A 20,786-nucleotide genomic window follows, 5' to 3' on the forward strand; every position below is an offset into this window, starting at 1 on the left:
ATATGCTATAGTGCATGGATGAGTTTCTCAGCCTTGCCACTGACCGGCAAACGACAATGGGCCTTATTCTGGTCATTTTCGGCATCATTTTCGTGCTGAACGCAATCGGCATGTTCAGATTCTCCGCAGTATTCTTTTCACGCGACCTTGATACCCTGTTCGCATTCGTGCTATTCGGCATCGGCATGGCGACAATCTACAACGATTCAAATTGAACAAAGCATTTAATCAATACTTCAAACAAACAGGCATTAGCGCCTTTTTAGCGGGTTGATTGCTTCGATCCAGCTTATTTTTCTGAAATCTTTCTCGTTTTCCGTGAAAATCACGGTTATTCCGTGCTCGCGCATTGTTGCCGCGACAAGCGCGTCCCAGAAATGGACTTTGCACGCCTGCTTTACGTTTAGGGCTTCGATAACCGTTTTTTCGTTGTGCGAAACAACCCTTGATGCTTTTGACAGGTCCAGCAGGATTTGCTTGGCTGTTTCAGTGCCTAACGCGTTTTCAAGCTTTTCCGTGGCAGCCGAAGAGAATTCCGAAAAAACCTGGGCCGAAAAAACCGCGCTGCCATTCAAAACCATTTCTGAAACGAATTCCGCGGCCAGCGGATGCTTCTCGGTTTCACTTGCGTCATAAGCGTAAATCAGAATGTTTGAATCAATGAGGCCTTTTTTGCCGCCCAAGTCATTTCCTGCCATACAGTTCAGCCCTGTGCGAGAAATTGATTTTGCCAAGCTTGAAGCCCTTTTTCATCCACTGCGCCTGCCTTTGCGCGGCGCTTTTGGCGTCGTTTTCTGCCGAAAGCATTTCCACTGCCTCCGCAATGACCTTTGCCATGGAACCCTTCCTTCCATCGTATTTTTCATCGGCAAGCTCGCGCAGTTTCTTTTCCGCGGATTCGTCCAATGAAACTGTGATATTGGCCAAAATTACCACCAACAGATATACGTAGATAACAATTATTTAAATACATCTGTTTTTCGTCTTTTGCCGTTTTCCGGCATTGCTTTTTATTCGGAATGGCACGACCGGCGCATCAGAAAAAAGGCGACTACCGCGGTTTTAAGGCTTCAGCCCCGCCAATTCAATCAATTGCAGATAAACTGGTTGCAGGCACGCCTGACAAAATAGAAAAAAAGAAATGGAAGGGAGAAGGCAAACGCCCCTCCCTAAAAAAAGTTTTGGCCGGCCGCTTACCTGATGAAATCCAGGCCTATGTCGTTCCTGCCGCTGCCCCTGCTTCTTGACGAAGCAGAGGAGGACTCCGGACTCCCGCTCTTTATGTAAGGGGAGTGCACGCCAGTGAAAACCGTGATGACTTCCATCTTGTTTTCAAAGGTCGGGTCAACCCTCGCACCCCAGATGACCGTTGCATTGGGATCGATCCTTTCCGTGAGCAGTTCGCCGACGGCGTTCGCATCTCCAAGAGTCAGTTCGGGTCCGCCGGTGATGTGGATGAGCGCGCCCGTTGCCCCGGTGATGTCAACGTCAAGCAAGGCGTTCTTGAGGGTGTCCTCGACAACCTCGCCGACCTTGTTGACCGACTTGGATTCGCCGACTGCTATGACTGAAAGGCCCTTGTTGCTCATTACAGACCTGACGTCCGCGTAGTCCAGGTTGATCAAAGACGGCTGGGTTATTGTTTCGGTTATGCCCCTGACTGTCCTTGCTATGACTTCGTCCGCAACCTTGAATGCGTCCTGAATCGGCAGGTTCGGCACCAGTTCGACAAGCCTGTTGTTGTCGATTACGACAACCGTGTCGGTTACGCCGCGCAAAGCGTCAATGCCTTCCTCGGCCTTGATGAGCCTTGCCTTTTCCAAAGCGAAAGGATAGGTGACCATTGCAATGACAATTGCGCCCTGCTCCTTTGCGATTTCGGAAACAATCGGCGCTGAGCCTGTGCCCGTGCCGCCGCCCATGCCCGCGCAGACAAACAACAAGTCGACGCCGGACAAAACCTCTTCCAGTGCGCCCCTTGAAACTTCCGCTGCCTTCGAGCCGATTTCAGGGTAGCCGCCCGCGCCAAGACCGCGCGTCACGGACTTTCCGATAAGAATCTTTGTCAGCTCGTCGCTCACCAATGCGAGGTGCTGCTTGTCAGTGTTGATTGCGACAAGCTGTGCGCCGCTGATGCCCATTGTTGCGAGCCTGTTGACTGTGTTGCAGCCTGCGCCGCCGCAGCCAATAACCATTATTTTAGGCGTGCCAAACTCTTCCAGCTTGTCATCCTCGACTTTGGACTGCGAAGACTTCTGGACGGCACTATCTATAACAGATTTCACAAAACCACCCCTCTCCGAAAAAAAACTCTTTCCAATCGGATCCTTCCACCAACAAGTTCAATGGAATTCGATGAAAAAATCCAATTGCTATTACAATACCTAAACTCCTTAATATAGGTTTCTTATTGCCAGCGCAAAAATATTAACGCTGAAAAGCAGGAAAAAGCCCAAAATAAGCCCTGTTTGCCAAACAGCCACAAAAAAGGCAAACAAAATGTTCGCAAAACCCGGCAAAACATGAATTCAGGGCTATAAAAGCGCAAAAAAAGCGGCACAATCAAAAATATGCCAACAAAAAGCTTTTCAGCCAAAAATAAGCCAGCTGACAGTGTTTTAAGGCGACGGAAAATGAGCCGAAAACGCCAATTTTTATGTAGCTGTGCTGAAGGGGGCATTTCCGAATCCATAGGCAGGCCAAAACAAAAAATAATTTATGTAGAATGGGCCTTTTCTGTTTTAAATCATGCAAAAAAGCAGGAAAAAATGCCTTAACGCAGGCAAAAACAGCCAACAAAAAAAAGGCCGAAAACGCAGGCAAAAACTCAAACAAAAAACAGCGGCAAAGCAAACCAAACAACAAACTTTTGGCCAACGTGGTTTTTTCGCCTGGCAAAAACAGCTTTTTAAAAGCAACGCATATTAATGTTTTGAGCCAAAAAAACTTAGCGAAAATTGCTGTTTTATCGGCTGGCCATGCCCAGGTAGCTCAGTAGGTAGAGCAATCGGCTGTTAACCGATCGGTCGCAGGTTCAAGTCCTGCCCTGGGCGCTTTAATCTTGTTCTTTCAACCATTCGTGAAACTCATTAGTTGCCTCCCCTTTTGAAATAGCCAAAGAATGCAACCAAAAAAGACTAAAAAAAGCTTTTCACGGCAGCCGGATTCAGCCTGTTTATAAGTTGTTTCACGAAAAGCATTTTTAGGGGTCGAATGCTCGATTGGCTGTTCAAAAAGAGGAAAAGGAAGCGGGAGATGGACGGCGAAGAATTCTTTGACAGCGACGAGGATTCTGATGCCGGCGCGGATGACGCCGGCCCCACTGACGCGGATTCGGATGATGCCGGTGCCGACGACGGCGATGCCGACGATTGAGGCCTTGCCGGAAAAACCGGGCGGTCAAGGCCGATTGCCGGATAAAATCGGTTAAAGGCCCGCCTGAGCGGGCCCCTGTTCGTTTTGGTTATTTTTTTGCTTTTACCTGTTCTTTTTCAATCTGCCCCAGTTTTTCGTGCGCGATCTGCGCGGCTTTTTCCCCGCTCAAGAACATTGCCCCAAAAATGGGGCCCATTCTCGGCAGGCCGTAAGCCGAGTTGACGGCCATTCCGCATACAACCAGGCCGGGATAGATTTCCTGCGTCTGTTCGACCGTCACTTTTTCGGATTTGTCGGCCCACATGCTGCCCTCTCTGCCGCGCACTGGAAACCCGATTTTGTCGCCGGCAACGGAAACTATTTCTGTTGCATGGCCTGACGCGTCAATGACTATTTTTGACCTGAACGCCAGCGGGTCGACGCAGGTAACCCATTCCGGGTAGTTTGAGACGGCGTGCCAGTTTGCTACGACTCCTTTTATGCCGTCGTCGCGGTAAACCACGTCAACCACTTCGACCGCGTTCAGCATTCTTGCGCCGGCATCAAGGGCCTTTGCAAGCAGCTTTGTGGAAACCTCGCATGCGTCCCCGACATAGAGGCTGTCCTTGTAGGGCTTCATCGACCTGACGCCCGCTTCCCTGAGCAAATGCATTGCATTTTCCTCGACGACAAGCTTGTTCATCAGCATTCCGCCCAGATACATGCCCCCGCCCGGCTTGATGTTTTTTTCCATTACCACCACTTTATGGCCTTTTTCGGCAAGCTTCCATGCCGCAATCGTGCCGGCAGGCCCGGAGCCAATCACTATGGCATCGGCATCCGTGCACGAATAGAGTTCCTGCATGAACTCCGAAATTATCGCCTGCGAAATGTCCTTTTCGTCTATTTCAGTTTTAGCCATTTTCCATTACCTCCCAAAAAATTGCTGTTATTTCAGATTCTTTTGACTATTATGTCCTTGCCACGGACAACGTACCGCAGCAAACCGCGCTGGGCCATGCCCTTTTCGCGCAGCTCGTTCAGGATTTCCATTGAAAGCGTTTTCGCGTTGACTTTTCCCTGATGCCTCAAGATTGCACCTCCAAATGTTTGCCTTTGCGCACGCTTGCCTTTGCATTTCGGATCAGCGCCTCGATTTGCGCCGCCTTTTCCCGCACGTTTTCCGCACAGGCGATTTCCGAAACCATGCATGCGAAATCCGCGCCCGCGCAGATGACCGATTCAACGTTTTCCGCTTTTATTCCGCCGATTGCGCCAAGCGGCTTGGAAACAGCCGCACGCGTTTCCCTTAGAACTTCAAGACCGAGAGGCGGGGTTGAATGGTGTTTTGTGCTTGTCGGAAAAATGTGGCCGAGGCTCAGGTAGTCGACATGAAAATCATCGGCCCGCCGTGCCTGTTCAACAGAATGCACGGTACGGCCCAGAATGCCGGAAAAATGCCTTCGGATGTCTTCCACGCTTAAGTCGTCTTCGCCGGCGTGCAACCCGTCAGCGTCAGAGGCAAGGGCAATGTCCAGCCTGTCGTCAACAATGAAGTCCGCCCTGCCGGCGCAGATTTTTTTCAGCTTTTTCGCGGTTTCCGACATCGTGCGCGAATCAAGGCTTTTTTCGCGGTATTGCACGGCCCTGACGCCGGCATTGACGGCCGCTTCGGCGTCATCCAGAACGGTTTTTACTGTAAGCCGCGAATCGGTTATGAAATAAAGGTTCCAGCCGCGCATGCAAACCGAAAGACAAAAGAGCGGAATTGATTTTAAAAACGGCAAAAAAAATTCCGCGAAAACCGGGCAAAATTCGGTGTTCGACGGAATTTAAGCCGGCTGTAAAATATTGACCGGCCCCATGGTTACCCGCATCCTCGTTCGTCCTTGACCAGCCCAATCATGTGCTGATTTCATCATACTTCTTCATACAAGCGCATACCATAGCTTCTGCGAAACAAAATGCAACATTTTAAATATTTGGATGCATATTTTTGTTTGTCAACGGGGTTGGTTTTTTTGGACCGGAATCTTGCCTTGGAGTTTGTCAGAGTCACTGAAGGCGCGGCAATTTCCTGCGCGCGCTTTGTCGGCTTGGGCGACAAGAATGCGGCCGACCAGGCCGCAGTTGCGAGCATGCGCAAGCTTTTCAACGACATCCCCTTCAGCGGAACAATTGTCATCGGCGAAGGCGAACGCGACGAGGCGCCGATGCTTTTCATCGGCGAGAAGGTCGGAGGCGGAAACGGCACAAAGATCGACATTGCAGTCGACCCCCTTGAGTGCACGAACAGCGTTGCCTTCGGCAGGCCGAACGCCATTTCGGTTCTGGCTGCCGGGCCTGACGGCTGTCTGCTGCATGCGCCCGACACTTACATGGACAAGATTGCGGTAGGCCCGAAAGCCGCGGATGCCATTGACATTCACGCGCAGGTTGCAGAGAATTTGAAGCAGATTGCGGATGCATTGAACAAGGAAATCAAGGATCTGATGGTTGTTGTCCTGGACAGGCCGAGGCACGAAAAGCTGGTCGGGGAAATACGGGCTGCGGGAGCAAGGATTACACTGATTCCGGATGGCGACATTTCCGGGGCGATTGCGCCTTCGATTGAAGGTTCCGGAATAGACGTTTTGATGGGCGTCGGCGCGGCACCGGAAGGCGTGATTGCGGCCGCTGCATTGAAATGTTTGGGCGGAAACATGCAGGGCATCCTGAAACCGAGAAACGAAGAGGAAATCGAAAGGGCGAAAAAAATGGGCGTAAAGGATTTGAACAAGGTTTTTGAAATCGATGACCTGGCGAAAGGCGACAATCTCATGTTTGCTGCAACCGGCGTCACGGACGGGCCGATGCTGAAGGGCATCAATTTCACGAGCTTTGGCGCGGTTTCGCATTCAATGGTCATGAGGAGCAGGAGCGGCACGGTCCGTTTCATTGAATCAAGGCATGTTTTTGAAAAAGAACCAAAATACTGATGGAGGCTGGTTTGGATTGAATGGGCACAATTTCAGGGTTCCGGCGGATGTCCCGCCGGCAATGAGGGAAACGTATGCGAAAAACCTTTCCGAGGCAACGCATGGAACCGGAAAGCTGATGCTGTTCGCGGGCGACCAGAAACTTGAGCATTTGAACGACGATTTTTCCGGCGAAGGCATTGCAGCCGACGACAACGACCCTGAGCACATGTTCAAAATCGCAGGCAAGGCCACGATCGGGGTTTTCGCAGCTCAGCTCGGCCTGATTTCGCATTACGGTTTGGACTACAAAGGCGTGCCATACCTTGTAAAGCTGAATTCAAAAAGCCATCTCGTCAAAACCGACCAGGCCGATCCATTCAGCGGCCAGCTTGTCAGCGTGGATGACGTGGTTGAGTTCAAGAAAAACAGCGGCCTGAGGATTCTTGGCGTCGGATACACTGTTTATTTGGGAAGCGAATTTGAAAGCAGAATGCTTGCAGAGGCGTCCGAAATAGTCAGGAAGGCGCACCAGCACGGCCTGCTTGTCGTGTTGTGGGTTTACCCCCGCGGCAAGGCAGTGAAAGACGAAAAGGACCCGCACCTGATTGCAGGCGCAACAGGCGCTGCAGCCTGCATCGGCTCGGATTTCGTCAAGGTCAATTATCCGAAAAAAGAGGGCGCGAATTCCGCTGAAATTTTCAGGGAAGCAGTGAAAGCTGCGGGCAGGACAAAGGCAATCTGCGCGGGCGGCTCCTCGACTGACGCTCGCAAGTTCCTGCAGGGCCTGCACGACCAAATCCATATCAGCGGCGCGCAGGGAAACGCGACCGGAAGGAACATCCACCAGAAGCCTTTGGATGAGGCTGTGAGGATGTGCGACGCGATTTCAGCGATAACCCTTGCCGGCAAAAGCGTGGAAGAAGCAATTGAAATCTACGATGGAAAGAAAAAGCTGGCTTTGAAATAAGAGATTTGTTTTAAACTGAAAAAAAGCCACACCAAGCCAGGGCCGCTTTTTCACTCGCCATATCCGCTTCAAACAATTTTTCCGGAGCCGATTATTCTAGGCTTGGAATCCACGTCAATCAGCGTTATCTTTTCCCCTTTGCACAGCGCAATCGGCTTGGCTGTCTCGATTTTCAGCGGGTTTTCAGCGGAAACTATTTTGCAGCCCGTAATCTGGCACCTGCACTGCAATTGCAGTGAAAGCTGCGGTGAAAGGTCTTTTTTGAAATATTTTGACTTGCGGAATTCCGCGGAAAACTGCTTTGAACCGGAAAAAGCCGGGTCGTTTGTCAGGACGAATCCGCGCGAAAAATCCTTTGCTTCAATGCCCTTCAACGCCAAACCCACGCGCTCCGGCTGTTCGGCCTCATTAAAGTCCTTGTCCTGCTTTTGGATGGATTTGACCACAACCTCCGCTTCCAGAGGCAAAACTTTCAGCTTGTCAAACTTTTTCAGCCGGCCGGACGCGACAAAACCCAGGCCGATTTCGCCGATGCCTTTAACGTTGAACATCGAATCCAAATCCACAACCGTTCCGCCTTGTTCCGGTGGCAGTTCAACCTGCGCCACCCTGTCGAGTATTTCCTCCCGCGTTATGCGCTCAAACTTTTCAAGAGTCGTTCCGGAAACAAGCTTGTTGAACATTGATTCGTCCACTCCCGGGGCAAGGATGATGAAGCCTTTTTCCTTTTGCATTGCGTCGATTGCCACGATCAGCTCGCCCAGAACAGCGTCAATGCGCCCGGCTTCAAGCAAAACGGTTTTTGACAGGAAAAGCGCCTGCAAAAGCGAATTGATTTTTTCTGGATGGCTTGCCGGCAGGATGAACGTCAAAACCTTGCCATTGTGGGGGCGGTGGTAGAACTCCAAATCGGATTCGCTTTCCCTTTTGCCGAGAAACTTTGCAAGCTCCCCGCTGAAAACCGCGCACGTCATCGAATTCATAAGCTTCGGGAACAATCTTGCCTGCGAATTGTTTAAATTGCTTGCCGAAAGTTTCACAAACCACGTGCCGCAAGCAACGCTTTCCGATTTTTTGGCAGCCTTTTGATTTCCGCCTCGCGTTTCATCGCCCGGCTCTGGCTTTCCGCCTTTTCCGAGAAAACCAGCCTTACCGGCAATCTGGCGCGCGTGTACCTGCTGGCCTTTCCCGCGTTATGCGCTTCAACGCGTTTTTCCAAATCATTCGTCCAGCCGCAGTAGAACGAATTGTCGGAGCACCGGAGCAGGTAAACAAAGAAACCCCGTTTTGCCCCCTTAACTTCACTGCCTGCCAAGGGTTTCAATCACCATGCTGCCGTTCTGCATGTAAACGACTGCCCTGTCCTTTTCCAAAAGCTTGTGCAAAACCGCCGGCCACGGAAAGCCGTCGGGCCGTTCAATCACTATCTTGTAGCCCGCGCCCGCGATGCTTATCGAGGCGTTGCCTTCAACCAGGGACTTTAGTTCCTCGAAGAGGTCGGGCTGGCCTGTGGACATGAGCTCGATTGACCGGACATAGGCAAGGAACCTGTCCGAAACGCGCCTGTTGAGCTCCTTGAACTCCCTCACCACCATTTTCCTTATCTCGGCGCTTTCGATTTCGCCCCGTTTTTTTCCGGCCTTAGACGCAATCCTTTCGGAAACCTCGGCGGCCTGTTTAGGGGTTGCCCCCGCCAGTTCCAGGGATTTTTTGAGCTTGAGTTCGTTGAAATCCTCCCTGGACCCGTCGCGTTTTATGACCTTCACCATTTTTTTCACCCCTGCAAAAGCAACGGAATCTGCAAGAAAATTGCGCCGAACGCAATTAAAGACGTTACCGCCACAATGGGAAACGCGGTTTTTATCCATCCAAGCAGGTCCATGCCGTGAATCCCCTTCCTTTCAAGAATACCGATTGCCACAATGTTTGCCGTGCTGCCAATGGGCGTGAGGTTACCGAAAAGCGTTCCGCCGAAAAGCATGCCCCACCACAGGTGCGCGGATGGAACGCCTGCGGACGCCATGCCCTGCACGATGGGAACGAAGATTGCGACCGCGAGGACGTTGTCAAGGACCGCGCTCAGGCCGCCGATGGAAAGCATTACGACCGCAAGCGTCCTGACCGGGTCTGTGCCCGTGAAACTGACCATCCTCTCCGCAATGATGTCGGTTACACCCAAAAACTTGAGCGAGCCCACGGAGGCAAACAGCATCATGAAGAAGATTATAGTCCACCAGTCAACGCGCGTTTCAAGCAGGCCCCTCGCGTTCTCGCCTTCCGCGAACAGGACAATCGCCGCGCCCACCAGCGCGGACGCGATCAGGAGAACGTTTTTTTCAAGGTGCAGCGCCTCTTCAATGCCGTGATGCGATACGAGAAGGCCCAGAACAAGCAGGAAAACGCCCGCGCTGAACCACAGGTTACTGCCTTTCACGGGCTCGAAAAGTTCCCCTTTGGCGGCCCTCAGCTTCTCCGAAAATTCCTTCACTGCGGGCGAAAAAATTTTCATCGCCAGAGGAATTGCCGCGGCCAGCGCGATGACGCTTATCGGCGCGGCCCACCTCAAAAAATCCGAGAACGAAAACCCGCCGCGCAGGGCAATGAGCACGCCTATGGGGTTTCCGACGACGGTTGCGCTGCTGCCGATATTGGTTGCGAAGACAATCATGAGAATGAACGGAAGGGGGTTCAGCTTGAGCTTTGACGTGAGGTGCAGCATTATGGAGGTCATGAAAAGAATCGACGTGACCTCGTCCACGAGCGCCGCGGAAACCGCGGCAAGGACCGAAAACAGGACAAGCGACTTGAGGCCGTCATGTCCGGAAAAGTGCAGGAGCTTTGACACGATGAATTCGAAGAACTGGTTTTTTTCAAGGAACCCCACCACAATCATCATTGCAATCAAAAAGACGATTATGTCAAGGGACGCGAACTCGACGAAATGCGCTATGTCGAGGACGCCGAAAAAGAACAATGCGGCGATGCCGGCAAACGCAAAGGCAACCCTCATGCGCCAGAACAAAAGCGTTCCGTAAATGAAGGACATCATCGTCGTGAGTGCGACGACCTGTTTTCCGTTCATGCCCGCGGCAATCGAAATTATTACGGTCAGGAGGACAAGGCCGAACAAGACCAAAAGCCTGTTGTGAAAACCGGAAAGCCGCATGAAAAAAACCATCTACCGATGATGTTATAAAAAAAAGCATTTTTTAAGGGTTGTTCAAGGATCGCACGGCCGCTGGCATTATTTTCTCTGGATCAGGTACTTTCCGACCGCCTTTGAAAGGTCTTTCGCGTCCCACAATTCGACTTTGTTGCCTTTAGCCGCAACCTTTGCCTTCACTTCAAAGCCGGCTGTGCCGATAATGATGCCTTTTGTCGCGCCGATGCCGGGCGCCTTCATTTCCGCGAGAAGCCTGCCCATGCTTTCGGCTGAAACCAGCGCCTTTTCAGTGAACAATTGTATGCCAATCGCTTCCCCGCCTTTCCTTGCAAGCAAATGCAGGCCGAAATTGCCGATGGGATGCACGACCTGCACGTCATAATCCATTTGCCTGAAAAGGTTCGCGCACATCGCCTCGAATTCCTGCCCGTCAAGGTTTGAAAAATTGGTTGTCAGGCCGAAATCGATTTTCTGGCGCTTCTGCGCCTCGTCAGGCGGAAGCCACAATCCCTTGTATTCGACAAGGCCCTTTGAAGACTGTTTGGCCAAAAACTTTTCCCTGCGCTCGGACAAGGCCTTTGCTTCCGACACCGCTTTCTCGTCATCCGATTGCCTGCCGACGGAAATCGCCCTGAAAAACCAGAAAAGCGGCATCCCCGCCAAAACCAGGAGGATGAACGCCGATGCAACAACCCATCCAAAGAACATGAACAGGCCAAAAACCAGCAGCAATGCGCCCCAAACGTAAAAACTGCGCTTCAAAGACGCGGGGTTGAAAAAAGGATTAACATCGCGTTCAAACTTTTTGAGCAGGAAAAAAACCGAAGCCGCGAAAACCAACCCGAAGATTGCCCCGACCCATGGCAATCCGAAAAATGAAAAAACGCACAGAAGAGCAAGGGATGCAAGCGAAACCGCAAAAACCCTGTTCTTCAACAGCAAACCGGCAACTGGCGCGGGTGCAATCGGTTCAGGCATATGCTATAACACAAAACTAAACGGTTTTCAGGTATTTATTCTTTTATTCGTTCTTTTTTGGAAAAAAAAGCCGCATAACCGCACGCCATCCGACCGAGATTAGCTTAAAAAATACTAACGCGCAGGTGTGTTTCCATGGTTGACGCCTGGCTTTATTCCATTGCAAGCGTTTTCGCCGTCAGCCTGATTTCACTTGTCGGCATCCTCACCATCCGGATGGACGCCGAACGCCTGAAAAAATTCGTGTTTTACCTTGTCGGATTCGCCGCCGGCGCATTGTTCGGCGACGCTTTCATCCACCTCCTGCCGGAAGCAGTTGAAACCTTCGGGTTCGGCCTTGAAATTTCGTTGTCAATCCTAGCCGGAATAGCGTTCTCGTTCATAGTTGAAAAGTTCATTCGCTGGCGCCACTGCCACATTCCCACATCCGAGGAACACCCGCACCCGATGGCAGTGATGAACCTTGTCGGCGACGCCGTGCACAACTTCATCGACGGCGCAATCATTGCTGCAGGCTACCTTACAAGCTTTCCCGTCGGATTCGCGACAACAATGGCTGTTTTCTTCCACGAAATACCGCAGGAAATAGGCGATTTCGGGGTCCTCATTCACGCCGGAGTTACAGGCAAAAAAGCGCTTTTCCTGAACTTTGTGACTGCGCTTACTGCAATTGCAGGCGCGATTGCAGTGCTTTTGCTGGGCTCGCTTTTCGACAAAATAGAATTCTTCATCACGCCTTTCGCCGCCGGAATGTTCATTTACATCGCCGGCTCCGACCTCATACCTGAATTGCACAAGCGCGAGGAAAACCTGGCGAAATCATTCTTCCTTTTGCTCGTGTTCTGCGCAGGAATAGCCGCCATGGCATTGCTGCTCGGCCTCGAGGCGTGAAAAAACAACCAGCTCCGGCAAGTAAATCTAAAACATTCTCACGGCAATCAGGCGGCCTTTTTTGAGGCTTATCAGGGCCTTTCTTCCCGCAAGCTCGTTGCTCATTCCCCTGCCTTCGCCCACTTTCAGGGAAATGTTGCGCGCATTGAATTTGAATCCGGACAATGACAGGCCGGAAACGTTTTCAACCGGAATCAGGGAAACCCTGTCGCCCTTTTTTCCTTTGACCGCGCGGCTTTTGCGCACAAGGAACAGCTCGCTTTTTTCCTCTAGAATGCGCGCGTCAACGCCTTCCGGCACCTGCGACAACAGCATGACGTTTGAAAGCAGATGATCGGTGCGGCTGCCGGTTGCGCCCAAAAAAACTATTTCCCTGAAGCCGTGCTCCAGGGCAAGCCGCAAGGCAAGCTCCGAATCAGTGAAATTCATGTTTCTGGGATAGGCAAGCTTTTCCACTCCGGAAAAAATCCTTTTCGCGTTTTCCGTTATCGAGTCCATGTCCCCGACAATTATGCCTGGAATGATTTTGGTCTTCAGGAAATGGTTCGCGCCGCCGTCCGCGCAAACGAGGAAATCGTTCTTTCGGCAGGTTTTTTCAATCAGGCCGGTTTCAATGTTGCCGTTGCAGGCTATGATTGCACGCTTTTGCGCAGCCATGCTAAAAATGGCTTGGCAATATGTTTTAAACCAAATACAGGCCATTTGCCTTACTGGTCAAAATGAGTTCTGTGACGCGGTTGTCGGAACAGCGCAGGCTGCATGACCTTAAAGAGAACACTGTTAGGGGCGCCATTCTCAGGCAGCTCATTCTCGGCGGGCAGGATGGAATTGTCAACACTTTGGGCATACTCCTGGGCGTTGCAACCGCGACAAGCGAGGCAAGGCTCGTCATAATAACCGGCATTGCCGCGGCTTTCGCGGAAAGCATTTCCATGGCGGCCGTTGCCTACACTTCGGCAAAGGCGCAGAAAGAATACTATCACAGGCAGCGCGAACGCGAAGCCTTTGAAATAGAAAGGTTTCCGGACATAGAGCGCGAGGAAGTCGAGCACATCTACAGGAAAAAGGGCTTTGACGGAAAAATCCTGAATGACATAGTAAGGCACATCACAAGCGACAGGCAGAGGTGGCTTGACGAAATGATGCTTAACGAGCTGGAGCTCACTGAAACTGATTTCGACCACCCTGCAAGGGAAGGCGTTGTAGTGGGATTCTCGTCGCTTGCCGGCGCGTTCGTGCCCCTGCTTCCATTCATTTTCCTGCCGGTCCAGGCGGCAATAGTACTGTCCGTGGCTTTCTCGGCATTGGTGCTGTTCTTTGCCGGCGCGTTCAAGACAAAGCAGACAATCGGCAACTGGGCGAAAGGCGGCATGGAACTCGCAATTGTCGGCATTTGCGCGGCAATCGCGGGCTACATCATCGGCATGCTTTTGGGCGCCAGCGGAATTTAAAGCAGGCGGCTTTTGCGGCCTCCCGCCTAACCGGCTTAAAAAAGGTTCCAGACACAATATTTTCCATGGCAATGAGGATTTTCACCGCGGCAGCGGTGATAGCCTTGCTGGCATTCCTCTGGCTTTATTACAATTACGGTCTGCCGGTGCTTTTGGCCGGCTTAATCCTGGCGCTCCTGGCGGGATTCGTTGGAGTAGGGGCATTGAAAAAAGACAACGCCCAGAAAAGGAAATGGCAATAGCATTCCCTTTCCCGGTTCACGCCAAAATTTTCTGTTTTTCAGCTGCCTGCTCTTTTTCAAGGCAGTCGAGTTCCTCAATCAGGTAAAAGAGAAAATCAAAGCCGGTTTCAGCGCTGATTTTATCCAATTCAAGGCCTTCATCCAGGCCGCGCTCAAGGCAATACGTCCTGAAAATTTCGTTCACGGCCCAGTCAAGGACCGGGTCATCCAGCGGAATGTTTCCGTCCTGCAGTCTTACGACTAACCGTTTAAGCTCCTGTCTCATCAACTCACCCCAGTACACGGGACTTTCTTCCAAGAAAAAATCCCGGGAAAAATTTCCGCGAAACGCGGAAAAAACTGAATTTCCACAAAAAAACGTGGAAGTAAATGAGAAAACAGAAAAGGCTTTTATAACTACTTGGGGTTTACATAATGATTTTCGTTTTCCAAAAAAATCCGCGCATAAAACATGCAGCCGGCTTTTTTATCACAGGAGACCGGAAGTGAAATGCAGTATTATGCCGCCGAAAAACAGGCCAAGGTACAGGATAACAGCGCCCGGCTGGGTCAGGAAAACGAATGCGGAGCCCATGAACAGGAGGATTGACACCATAGCGTGCTTGTCAGCCTCTTCGAAACGAAGGAAGAACCAGACGCTCGGATCCTCTTCCATGCCACTATTATATATACAAGAGAAATTGGTTTAAGCTTTTCGCTTTAATGCATTTCCGCAAAAAACAGCCCCGAAGGCAAAAACTCACAAAACCTCGAAATCCCTGGTGCCGCCAAGCTTTTTCATGCGCTCGTTCAGGGCCTTCTGCCGCTCGGGGGTTGCGGCCGGCGCATCCCTGTTCCGGCCGGTCAAAAACTCCGCATCCGAGGACGACTGCCTCGATCTTGCGGACCGCCTCGCGGCGTTGATGACGTCCATGGAATCATAGTTCATGTTCCCTGAATAACCGCATTTGGCGCAAACCAGTATGCCGTTGGACATTTTCATGTCAAGGCTGACGCACTGCGGGCAATACCTGAATTTCAATCCAACACCAGAAAAATAATTCCAATAAAACCAATAAAAGGCTTGCGCCACGCAAAAATCCGGCCGAATCGTTTTGTTTAAATTCGTTTCCATGACATTTTTTACCAATGGAGACCGATTCTTTCGACGCAATCGTTGTCGGCGCCGGCCCCGGCGGAAGCAGCTGCGCCGCACTGCTTGGAAAACAGGGCTTCAATGTCCTGTTGCTTGAAAAATCAAAATACCCGCGCGACAAGATCTGCGGCGACGCGATTTCAGGCAAATCAATGTCCGTGCTGCGCGATCTCGGCCTTGAAAGCGAAGTCAGAAAACTGCCGCACGGAAAAACGCATGGCGTGGTTTTTTCCTCGCCGAAAAAGGACGTCGTGCAGATTCCGTTCGGAAGGGACGGGAAACGCGTCGAGGGCGTGGTGTGCAGGAGAATGTTTTTCGACAACCTCGTGTTCGGCACAGCCAAAAAATACGCGCACGCAATCGAAGAGTTCATGGTCACTGAAATCATTCAGGAAAACGGTTTTGTTGTCGGAGTGAAAGGCACGGATTTGAAGTCAAAAAAGGCCATGGAATTCAGGGCAAAAGTCGTGATCGGGGCTGACGGCGCGCAGTCAGTCGTGGCAAAAAAGCTCGGCCTCGCGGAACAACAAGACAAGCACCATTGCACCGCGCTCAGGGCATACTATTCCGGCATCGAAGGCATGTCAGACAACATCGAACTGCATTTCATCGATTCCGTGCTTCCGGGATATTTCTGGATTTTTCCGCTTGAAAACGGCAACGCGAACGTTGGAGTCGGGGTTGTCACGGCGGAAATGAAAAAAAGGAACATAAATCTCAAACAGGCAATGTTTAACGCCATTGAAAACGACAGCCTGCTGAAAGACAGGTTCAGGAACGCCAAAATCGAGGGCGACATCAAGGGGTGGACCCTGCCTTTCGGCTCAACCAGGCGGAAAGCGCATGGCAACGGCTTCGTGCTCATAGGCGACGCGGCCTCGCTCATCGACCCGTTTTCCGGGGAAGGCATCGGCAACGCAATGCATTCCGGAAGGCTGGCTGCGCGCATTGTCGGAGAGGCAATCAAGGCAAACAATGTTTCGGAAGAATTCTTGAAGGAATACGAGGACACCTTGTGGAATGAAATCGGAACCGAACTCAAAAACAGCTACAACCTGCAGCGCATCGGCAACATCAAGCCGATCCTCAACTTTGTCATCCACAAGGCCGCAACCAAAAAGGAAGTGCAGGAACTCATTTCAGGCATGCTCTCCAATGAAGAAGCCAAGCGGGAATTCTTCTCGCCGCTGTTTTACCTCAAACTGCTTCTGCCATGAACGTCATGCCGGCAGAGAGGCTTCTTTTTAAATTTGTTTTAATAGTCAAATAACCTATAGACTGCATGCGTTGCAGATGCCGGTTTGTTGCGAGCGCAGCGAGCCAGCCCGATGAAGCGAAGCGGAATCGGGCGCGTACCCGGCGGACGCGACGCCGTGCGGGGGTGGCGGAGTGGTCTAACGCGGCAGCCTGCTAAGACCCTTTTTCTTTCTTTGCGAAGAAAGAAAAAGTGTTCCGTTGCGAAATCAAAGATTTCGCGACGCGACGCAAAACCGAAAGGTTTTGCATCGTACCCCAAAAAGAAAGCCTTTCTTTTTGCGGAATAGAATGTTGCAGCAAGCTGTTTCCCGAAAGGGAGCGCGGGTTCGAATCCCGTCCCCCGCGAGCCGTCACGCTCGGCTGGTGCGTGCACTATGCTCGTTTCACTCGCATAGCGCTGCGCGCTGTTGCGCGAAGCCGCCACAGCCGGCTGGTCTGAGCGCCATGCTTGGCATGGCCGAAACCAAGGCCTTTCACTGTTGTGAAAGGCCGAGTAAGCAGACAAAAAAAAGGTTCACTTGCTTGCCTGCGCCGTTCTTTTTCTTCTGGCAATGAAGCCAGCTATTTGCAGGATTATAACGATGCCCGCAAGCAACAGCAAGGCGATTTCGGCATAGTTCAATGTTTTCGCCTGCGCGGTCCACGGCAGGCCGTTGGCAACCTGCACGAAGTGCGCGAGAATGAGTATGAACGCAATGTAAACCAAGCGGTGCAGGCGCTTCCAGTTTTTTCCCATGACGCGCATTGCCCAATCGGTTGACGTCAAAGCCATGGCAAAGATTATGAAAAACGCGGGAATCGCGATTGTGAGCTGGGGCATCGTGCTAAGCAGGGCAAAATCGAAGTTGAAGTAAAGCATGAGCACTAGCAGGTAATGAGCCGCCATGAAAATGAAGGCGGAAACGCCGACCGCCCTTCTCGGCTCGAAAAGCTGTGCAAACGTTTTAGGCCAAAGCGTTACAAGCGGCCCTATCATGAGCGAAACGCATAGAAGGAAGAATCCGCCCAGGCCCAAAGTCCTTATTATCTGGGTTGCGGGCGACGGCCCCGGAAGGAAGGCGTTGTAAAACGCCAAAAGCGCGATTCCTGCCACGATTATGAGCCACATTTCGCTTGAACGCTGCATGATTTTGCCTTAAATGGAATAGCACAAAGCGGTTTTTATTTTTATTCCCGAGCCCAAAAACGCATGCCCGCGCTTTTTTCCCGGCAACACCTTTTTTAACCAGAAAAGCCGTTTTATGTAGAGGGGTTTTTTTGGGACTGCTTGACGTTCTCGAACTCAAGGGCAGAAAGCCGAAAGACATATGCGTTCCGGAGCACGCGAAAAAGCGGCTTGCCGAGCAGGCGAAAGCCGAGGCAAGAGAGCTTGTCGCAATCGCATCGGAGAAGCGCGCAGAGGAGAAAAAGAAAAAGCCCGAATTCTTCGACGACATCGCGCGCTTTGAAGTCGAATCGTTCTACCGCACCCCGAAAGCGTTTTTTGTAATGGGCACATGCCTTTCCGGAAAAATAAGCAAAAAATCGGTTCTCAGGCGCGGCAGCAGAAACTTAAAGCTGAAAGACGTGAAAGCCGGGTTCTTCAAGGGAAAAAAGCATCTTACAAGATGGGACAAGGGAACGATCCAGTTCGAAGAGCCGATGCCGCTGTATTCGGGCGACATACTCAAATTCTGGTGAAAACGCAAAAACGCCAAGGCCATGGCACGGCCCGGAAAAAACCGGCTGAAAGCATTCACCAAAAGCCAAATTTATTTAAATTGTCTCCCCCAAAATTGTTCTTTGCTTGCATGCAGGGGTAGCGAAGTGGTTAAACGCGCCAGACTCAAGAAACCTTTTTTCTTTGGAAAAGAAAAAAGCTTTGCCAAAAAAGAAAGGCAAAAAAAGGTTTGAGCAATCTGGTGGCTTAGTGCCTTCGGGGGTTCGAATCCTCCCCCCTGCAAAGCCGGTTTCGTCCGGCTGGTTCGACGACGGGTATTTCGCTTTTGCTCAATACCCATCTGCTTTTGAGAGTAAAAAAATGGCTGCATTCTTGCTAGCCCGGACTACTTTTTCATCCACGCGATTATTTTGTCCGCCAGGCCGGAATCGTTTGCCAGCATCTGCGTTCCGTGGCCGGCTTTTTCAAGGTTTATGAGTTCGGTGTTTTTCGGCGCGCCTGCCGCAATCTTCTGGCTTGAATCGTAGGAATACTTGTCGTCGGCGCTTGAAACAAGCAGGACTTTCGTCATGCCTTTCTGGCTGTTCATGGAACTCACCATGCCGCCGCTGACAGTCAGGCCATGGTAACTTTCTCCCGCGGACAATAGGACGACTTTTTCGACTTCTGGGTTGCTTCTCGCGAAGTTGATGCCTGCATTAGCGCCGATGCTTGCGCCGGCAACGATTATGCCGTTGTTTGAAAGCTTGTCCTTTGTGCCGAAAAGGAAGTCTCTCGCAGACTTCTGGTCCTGCGTCAGCAATTGCCAGTCATCGTCAAGGAAGGCCTTGTAGGTTATTATGGAACCGTTCTGGATTTTGCTTTCGCCATGGCCCCTGAAATCAATTGCCAGGACATTATAGCCGGCATCCAGAAGCTTTGGAATGAAATTGTCCCAGACGTGCCTGTCGTTTCCGAGTTCGTGAAGCAGCAGAACGGTTTTGGCGCCGGCGCCGGAAAAATAAAAGTCTCCAACTATTGTCACGTTGTCGAATGTCCTGAACGAAACCTTTTCAGGCTGAACGGCGGGAGTTTCGGTTTGCTGGGCGTTTCCGGAATCGCCAGACGTGCCGTCACCGGAGACTTCAGAATTCACGTCGTTTGTTTGCGTGTTGTCCTGGCTGCCGGTTCCGACTGCCGCATCAGCGTCATCTGTTTGGCTGCCGGCTTCGCCGGAAATTTCCGTGCCCGGCTGCTGTGCATTGCCTCCGGTGTTTTCTGCCGCGCCGATGCCTGGCGCAGGCTCATTGGCCTGCGGTTTTTCCTGCTGCTGTGAAACGCAGCCTGCGGCAAGCGCAAGCATGACAAACAACATTGCCATGGCAAAAAAAGCATTTTTCATTTCCAACCACCGCCAAAAACAAAACGCAAATCCCAGATAATGGAAAAGCGTTTTCTGCTTTTAAAGCATATGCCCCATTTTTTTTTCCTTTGTTTCCAGGTATTTTTCGTTGAACTGCGTTGGCTTGGTCGTCAGGGGAACCCTTTCCGTCACTTTCAGGCCGTAGCCTTCAAGCGCAACCATTTTTTTCGGATTGTTTGTCATGAGCCGGATTGTTGAAAGGCCGAGCTTTGCCAGCACCTGCGCGCCCAAACCGTATTCGCGCAAATCCATCGGAAAGCCAAGGGCCTTGTTCGCTTCAATGGTGTCAAGGCCGTTGTCCTGCAAATGGTATGCCCGGATCTTGTTCATTAAACCAATGCCCCTGCCTTCGTGCCGCGGAATGTAAAGTATGACCCCCTTGCCTTCTTTTTCGACAAGCCGCATGGCATTCTCAAGCTGTTCCCTGCAGTCACACCTGCTGCTCCCGAAAACGTCGCCCGTCAGGCAGCCGGAATGCACTCTCACCAGGACGTTTTTTTTGCCCCTCACGTCGCCTTTCACCAGGGCAATGAATTCCTCGCCGACCGCACTCGCAGTGAAACCGGTTATCCTGAAATTTCCGAAGCGCGTCGGCAGGTTGGCCGAATCGACTTTTTCGACAAGCGATTCGCGTTTGAGCCTGAACTGGATGAGGTCTTTCAGCATCATGATTTTTATGCCATGCTTGGCCGCGAACTTTTCAAGGTCCGGCAGCCTTGCCATTTCCCCATCCGGGCGGATTATTTCGCAGATGACCGCGGCCTCGCCCAGCTTTGCAAGCCGCATCAAATCGGTTGCGGCTTCGGTGTGGCCGGCCCTCTGCAAAACCCCGCCTTGTTTCGCAATCAGCGGAAACATGTGCCCCGGCTTTGTCAGGTCCCGGCTGGAAGCGTTGCCGTTCACGAAAACGCGCACTGTTTCCGCGCGGTCATGCGCGGAAATGCCTGTCGTGATGCCATAGGCCGCGTCAACGGATTCAGTGAAATTGGTTTTCATTTTATCCGAGTTTTTGGGCACGGCGTGCAGGTCAAACTTTTTGGCGAGGGCTCCGGAAACGGGAATGCATACCAGTCCCTTTCCGTGGGAAATCATGAAATTTATCCTGTCCGCGCTGACCTTTTCGCCTGCAAGGACAAGGTCGCCTTCGTTTTCCCTGGCCTCGTCGTCAACGACTATGACGAATTTTCCGGATTTCAGGTCGCGGATCGCCTGCTCGACAGAACAAAACATTTTTCCACCAAAAAAACGCTTGCTTTAAGAGAAGAACTGGAAAAAAGCTTTTAAAGAACACGCTGGGCACATAAAATGTATCTGGCTGCATTAAGC

General features: G+C 51.5%; 29 protein-coding genes and 3 tRNA genes. 13 read left to right on the forward strand and 19 right to left on the reverse strand.

What is annotated here, in order from left to right; genetic code table 11:
- Nucleotides 1-14 precede the first annotated feature (14 nt).
- Nucleotides 15-215: a hypothetical protein gene (locus HY394_03470; GenBank protein MBI4053070.1), complete on the forward strand. Its 201-nt coding sequence runs from the start codon at nucleotides 15-17 to the stop codon at nucleotides 213-215.
- A 36-nt stretch (nucleotides 216-251) separates the two neighbouring features.
- Here the strand turns inward: HY394_03470 and HY394_03475 are convergent, their stop codons facing one another.
- The 4 genes from HY394_03475 to HY394_03490 form a co-directional block, all read right to left on the reverse strand.
- A complete protein-coding gene (locus HY394_03475; protein ID MBI4053071.1) occupies nucleotides 252-698 on the reverse strand; it encodes a PIN domain-containing protein in 447 nt (148 codons plus the stop codon).
- A complete protein-coding gene (locus tag HY394_03480; protein MBI4053072.1) occupies nucleotides 685-927 on the reverse strand; it encodes a hypothetical protein in 243 nt (80 codons plus the stop codon). Before HY394_03480 ends, HY394_03475 begins: the two co-directional genes overlap by 14 nt.
- A gap of 266 nt (nucleotides 928-1,193) precedes the next feature.
- Nucleotides 1,194-2,195 (reverse strand): cell division protein FtsZ, encoded by a 1,002-nt coding sequence (gene ftsZ, locus HY394_03485; protein MBI4053073.1) that lies wholly within the window; start codon nucleotides 2,193-2,195, stop codon nucleotides 1,194-1,196.
- A gap of 212 nt (nucleotides 2,196-2,407) precedes the next feature.
- Nucleotides 2,408-2,692 carry a hypothetical protein gene (locus HY394_03490; GenBank protein ID MBI4053074.1) on the reverse strand — a complete coding sequence of 95 codons (285 nt, stop codon included), beginning with the start codon at nucleotides 2,690-2,692 and terminating at the stop codon, nucleotides 2,408-2,410.
- A 33-nt stretch (nucleotides 2,693-2,725) separates the two neighbouring features.
- Here HY394_03490 and HY394_03495 point away from each other — a divergent pair, with 33 nt between their 5' ends.
- The 3 genes from HY394_03495 (at nucleotide 2,726) to HY394_03505 (ending at nucleotide 3,375) form a co-directional block, all read left to right on the forward strand.
- On the forward strand, nucleotides 2,726-2,998 hold the full coding sequence (locus HY394_03495) for a hypothetical protein (GenBank protein ID MBI4053075.1): 273 nt from the start codon (nucleotides 2,726-2,728) through the stop codon (nucleotides 2,996-2,998).
- Nucleotides 2,981-3,053: transfer RNA gene (locus HY394_03500), tRNA-Asn, on the forward strand. The genes HY394_03495 and HY394_03500 overlap by 18 nt, the downstream gene beginning before the upstream one ends.
- 160 nt (nucleotides 3,054-3,213) lie before the next feature.
- A complete protein-coding gene (locus HY394_03505; protein MBI4053076.1) occupies nucleotides 3,214-3,375 on the forward strand; it encodes a hypothetical protein in 162 nt (53 codons plus the stop codon).
- A gap of 88 nt (nucleotides 3,376-3,463) precedes the next feature.
- Here the strand turns inward: HY394_03505 and HY394_03510 are convergent, their stop codons facing one another.
- The 3 genes from HY394_03510 to thiE are packed head-to-tail and all read right to left on the reverse strand — an operon-like array spanning nucleotide 3,464 to nucleotide 5,096.
- Complete coding sequence (locus HY394_03510) at nucleotides 3,464-4,276, reverse strand: thiazole biosynthesis protein (protein MBI4053077.1); 813 nt, start codon at nucleotides 4,274-4,276, stop codon at nucleotides 3,464-3,466.
- 32 nt (nucleotides 4,277-4,308) lie between these two features.
- Nucleotides 4,309-4,446 carry a hypothetical protein gene (locus HY394_03515; protein ID MBI4053078.1) on the reverse strand — a complete coding sequence of 46 codons (138 nt, stop codon included), beginning with the start codon at nucleotides 4,444-4,446 and terminating at the stop codon, nucleotides 4,309-4,311.
- Nucleotides 4,443-5,096 carry a thiamine phosphate synthase gene (gene thiE / locus HY394_03520; GenBank protein MBI4053079.1) on the reverse strand — a complete coding sequence of 218 codons (654 nt, stop codon included), beginning with the start codon at nucleotides 5,094-5,096 and terminating at the stop codon, nucleotides 4,443-4,445. Before thiE ends, HY394_03515 begins: the two co-directional genes overlap by 4 nt.
- Before the next feature lie 279 nt (nucleotides 5,097-5,375).
- On the opposite strand from thiE, the gene glpX reads away from it, so the two are divergent.
- Both glpX and HY394_03530 read left to right on the forward strand, forming a co-directional pair.
- Complete coding sequence (gene glpX / locus HY394_03525; GenBank protein ID MBI4053080.1) at nucleotides 5,376-6,332, forward strand: class II fructose-bisphosphatase; 957 nt, start codon at nucleotides 5,376-5,378, stop codon at nucleotides 6,330-6,332.
- Nucleotides 6,304-7,281, forward strand: coding sequence for an aldolase (locus HY394_03530; protein ID MBI4053081.1), 978 nt, complete (start codon nucleotides 6,304-6,306; stop codon nucleotides 7,279-7,281). The genes glpX and HY394_03530 overlap by 29 nt, the downstream gene beginning before the upstream one ends.
- A 68-nt stretch (nucleotides 7,282-7,349) precedes the next feature.
- On the opposite strand, the gene HY394_03535 is transcribed toward HY394_03530, so the two are convergent.
- From HY394_03535 to HY394_03555, 5 genes are all read right to left on the reverse strand, one after another.
- A complete protein-coding gene (locus HY394_03535) occupies nucleotides 7,350-8,279 on the reverse strand; it encodes a hypothetical protein (GenBank protein ID MBI4053082.1) in 930 nt (309 codons plus the stop codon).
- 38 nt (nucleotides 8,280-8,317) lie between these two features.
- Complete coding sequence (locus HY394_03540; protein ID MBI4053083.1) at nucleotides 8,318-8,605, reverse strand: GIY-YIG nuclease family protein; 288 nt, start codon at nucleotides 8,603-8,605, stop codon at nucleotides 8,318-8,320.
- Nucleotides 8,583-9,050, reverse strand: a complete 468-nt coding sequence (locus HY394_03545) for a hypothetical protein (protein ID MBI4053084.1) — start codon at nucleotides 9,048-9,050, stop codon at nucleotides 8,583-8,585. The genes HY394_03540 and HY394_03545 overlap by 23 nt, the downstream gene beginning before the upstream one ends.
- Before the next feature lie 5 nt (nucleotides 9,051-9,055).
- Complete coding sequence (locus HY394_03550) at nucleotides 9,056-10,459, reverse strand: hypothetical protein (protein MBI4053085.1); 1,404 nt, start codon at nucleotides 10,457-10,459, stop codon at nucleotides 9,056-9,058.
- A gap of 66 nt (nucleotides 10,460-10,525) precedes the next feature.
- Entirely contained in the window at nucleotides 10,526-11,422 is an 897-nt protein-coding gene (locus HY394_03555) for a restriction endonuclease (GenBank protein MBI4053086.1), read from the reverse strand.
- Nucleotides 11,423-11,557: 135 nt separating this feature from the next.
- Between HY394_03555 and HY394_03560 the strand changes: the two genes are divergently transcribed.
- A complete protein-coding gene (locus HY394_03560) occupies nucleotides 11,558-12,313 on the forward strand; it encodes a ZIP family metal transporter (GenBank protein MBI4053087.1) in 756 nt (251 codons plus the stop codon).
- A gap of 27 nt (nucleotides 12,314-12,340) precedes the next feature.
- On the opposite strand, the gene HY394_03565 is transcribed toward HY394_03560, so the two are convergent.
- A complete protein-coding gene (locus HY394_03565) occupies nucleotides 12,341-12,970 on the reverse strand; it encodes a thiamine diphosphokinase (protein MBI4053088.1) in 630 nt (209 codons plus the stop codon).
- A gap of 62 nt (nucleotides 12,971-13,032) precedes the next feature.
- Here HY394_03565 and HY394_03570 point away from each other — a divergent pair, with 62 nt between their 5' ends.
- Nucleotides 13,033-13,764 carry a VIT1/CCC1 transporter family protein gene (locus HY394_03570; GenBank protein ID MBI4053089.1) on the forward strand — a complete coding sequence of 244 codons (732 nt, stop codon included), beginning with the start codon at nucleotides 13,033-13,035 and terminating at the stop codon, nucleotides 13,762-13,764.
- Nucleotides 13,765-13,829: 65 nt separating this feature from the next.
- Entirely contained in the window at nucleotides 13,830-14,006 is a 177-nt protein-coding gene (locus HY394_03575; protein ID MBI4053090.1) for a hypothetical protein, read from the forward strand.
- Nucleotides 14,007-14,022: 16 nt separating this feature from the next.
- Here the strand turns inward: HY394_03575 and HY394_03580 are convergent, their stop codons facing one another.
- The 3 genes from HY394_03580 to HY394_03590 form a co-directional block, all read right to left on the reverse strand.
- Entirely contained in the window at nucleotides 14,023-14,271 is a 249-nt protein-coding gene (locus HY394_03580) for a hypothetical protein (protein ID MBI4053091.1), read from the reverse strand.
- A 204-nt stretch (nucleotides 14,272-14,475) separates the two neighbouring features.
- Nucleotides 14,476-14,661: a hypothetical protein gene (locus tag HY394_03585; GenBank protein MBI4053092.1), complete on the reverse strand. Its 186-nt coding sequence runs from the start codon at nucleotides 14,659-14,661 to the stop codon at nucleotides 14,476-14,478.
- Between the two features lie 84 nt (nucleotides 14,662-14,745).
- Nucleotides 14,746-15,027, reverse strand: coding sequence for a hypothetical protein (locus HY394_03590; GenBank protein MBI4053093.1), 282 nt, complete (start codon nucleotides 15,025-15,027; stop codon nucleotides 14,746-14,748).
- A 107-nt stretch (nucleotides 15,028-15,134) separates the two neighbouring features.
- On the opposite strand from HY394_03590, the gene HY394_03595 reads away from it, so the two are divergent.
- Nucleotides 15,135-16,358 carry an NAD(P)/FAD-dependent oxidoreductase gene (locus HY394_03595; protein MBI4053094.1) on the forward strand — a complete coding sequence of 408 codons (1,224 nt, stop codon included), beginning with the start codon at nucleotides 15,135-15,137 and terminating at the stop codon, nucleotides 16,356-16,358.
- 158 nt (nucleotides 16,359-16,516) lie between these two features.
- Nucleotides 16,517-16,743, forward strand: a tRNA-Ser gene (locus HY394_03600).
- Nucleotides 16,744-16,912: 169 nt separating this feature from the next.
- Here HY394_03600 and HY394_03605 read toward each other — a convergent pair.
- Nucleotides 16,913-17,524, reverse strand: coding sequence for a ferric reductase-like transmembrane domain-containing protein (locus HY394_03605; protein MBI4053095.1), 612 nt, complete (start codon nucleotides 17,522-17,524; stop codon nucleotides 16,913-16,915).
- 131 nt (nucleotides 17,525-17,655) lie between these two features.
- Here HY394_03605 and HY394_03610 point away from each other — a divergent pair, with 131 nt between their 5' ends.
- Together HY394_03610 and HY394_03615 are read left to right on the forward strand one after the other, a co-directional pair.
- Nucleotides 17,656-18,078, forward strand: a complete 423-nt coding sequence (locus tag HY394_03610) for a hypothetical protein (GenBank protein ID MBI4053096.1) — start codon at nucleotides 17,656-17,658, stop codon at nucleotides 18,076-18,078.
- 112 nt (nucleotides 18,079-18,190) lie between these two features.
- Nucleotides 18,191-18,340 (forward strand) — tRNA-Leu (locus tag HY394_03615).
- A gap of 103 nt (nucleotides 18,341-18,443) precedes the next feature.
- Here HY394_03615 and HY394_03620 read toward each other — a convergent pair.
- Together HY394_03620 and HY394_03625 are read right to left on the reverse strand one after the other, a co-directional pair.
- Nucleotides 18,444-19,418 carry an alpha/beta hydrolase gene (locus HY394_03620; protein ID MBI4053097.1) on the reverse strand — a complete coding sequence of 325 codons (975 nt, stop codon included), beginning with the start codon at nucleotides 19,416-19,418 and terminating at the stop codon, nucleotides 18,444-18,446.
- A gap of 81 nt (nucleotides 19,419-19,499) precedes the next feature.
- Nucleotides 19,500-20,690 (reverse strand): bifunctional 3,4-dihydroxy-2-butanone-4-phosphate synthase/GTP cyclohydrolase II, encoded by a 1,191-nt coding sequence (locus HY394_03625; GenBank protein ID MBI4053098.1) that lies wholly within the window; start codon nucleotides 20,688-20,690, stop codon nucleotides 19,500-19,502.
- Between the last annotated feature and the right edge of the window lie 96 nt (nucleotides 20,691-20,786).

The sequence above is a fragment of the Candidatus Diapherotrites archaeon genome (assembly GCA_016205145.1).
In the GTDB taxonomy this organism is placed as follows: domain Archaea; phylum Iainarchaeota; class Iainarchaeia; order Iainarchaeales; family JACQJH01; genus JACQJH01.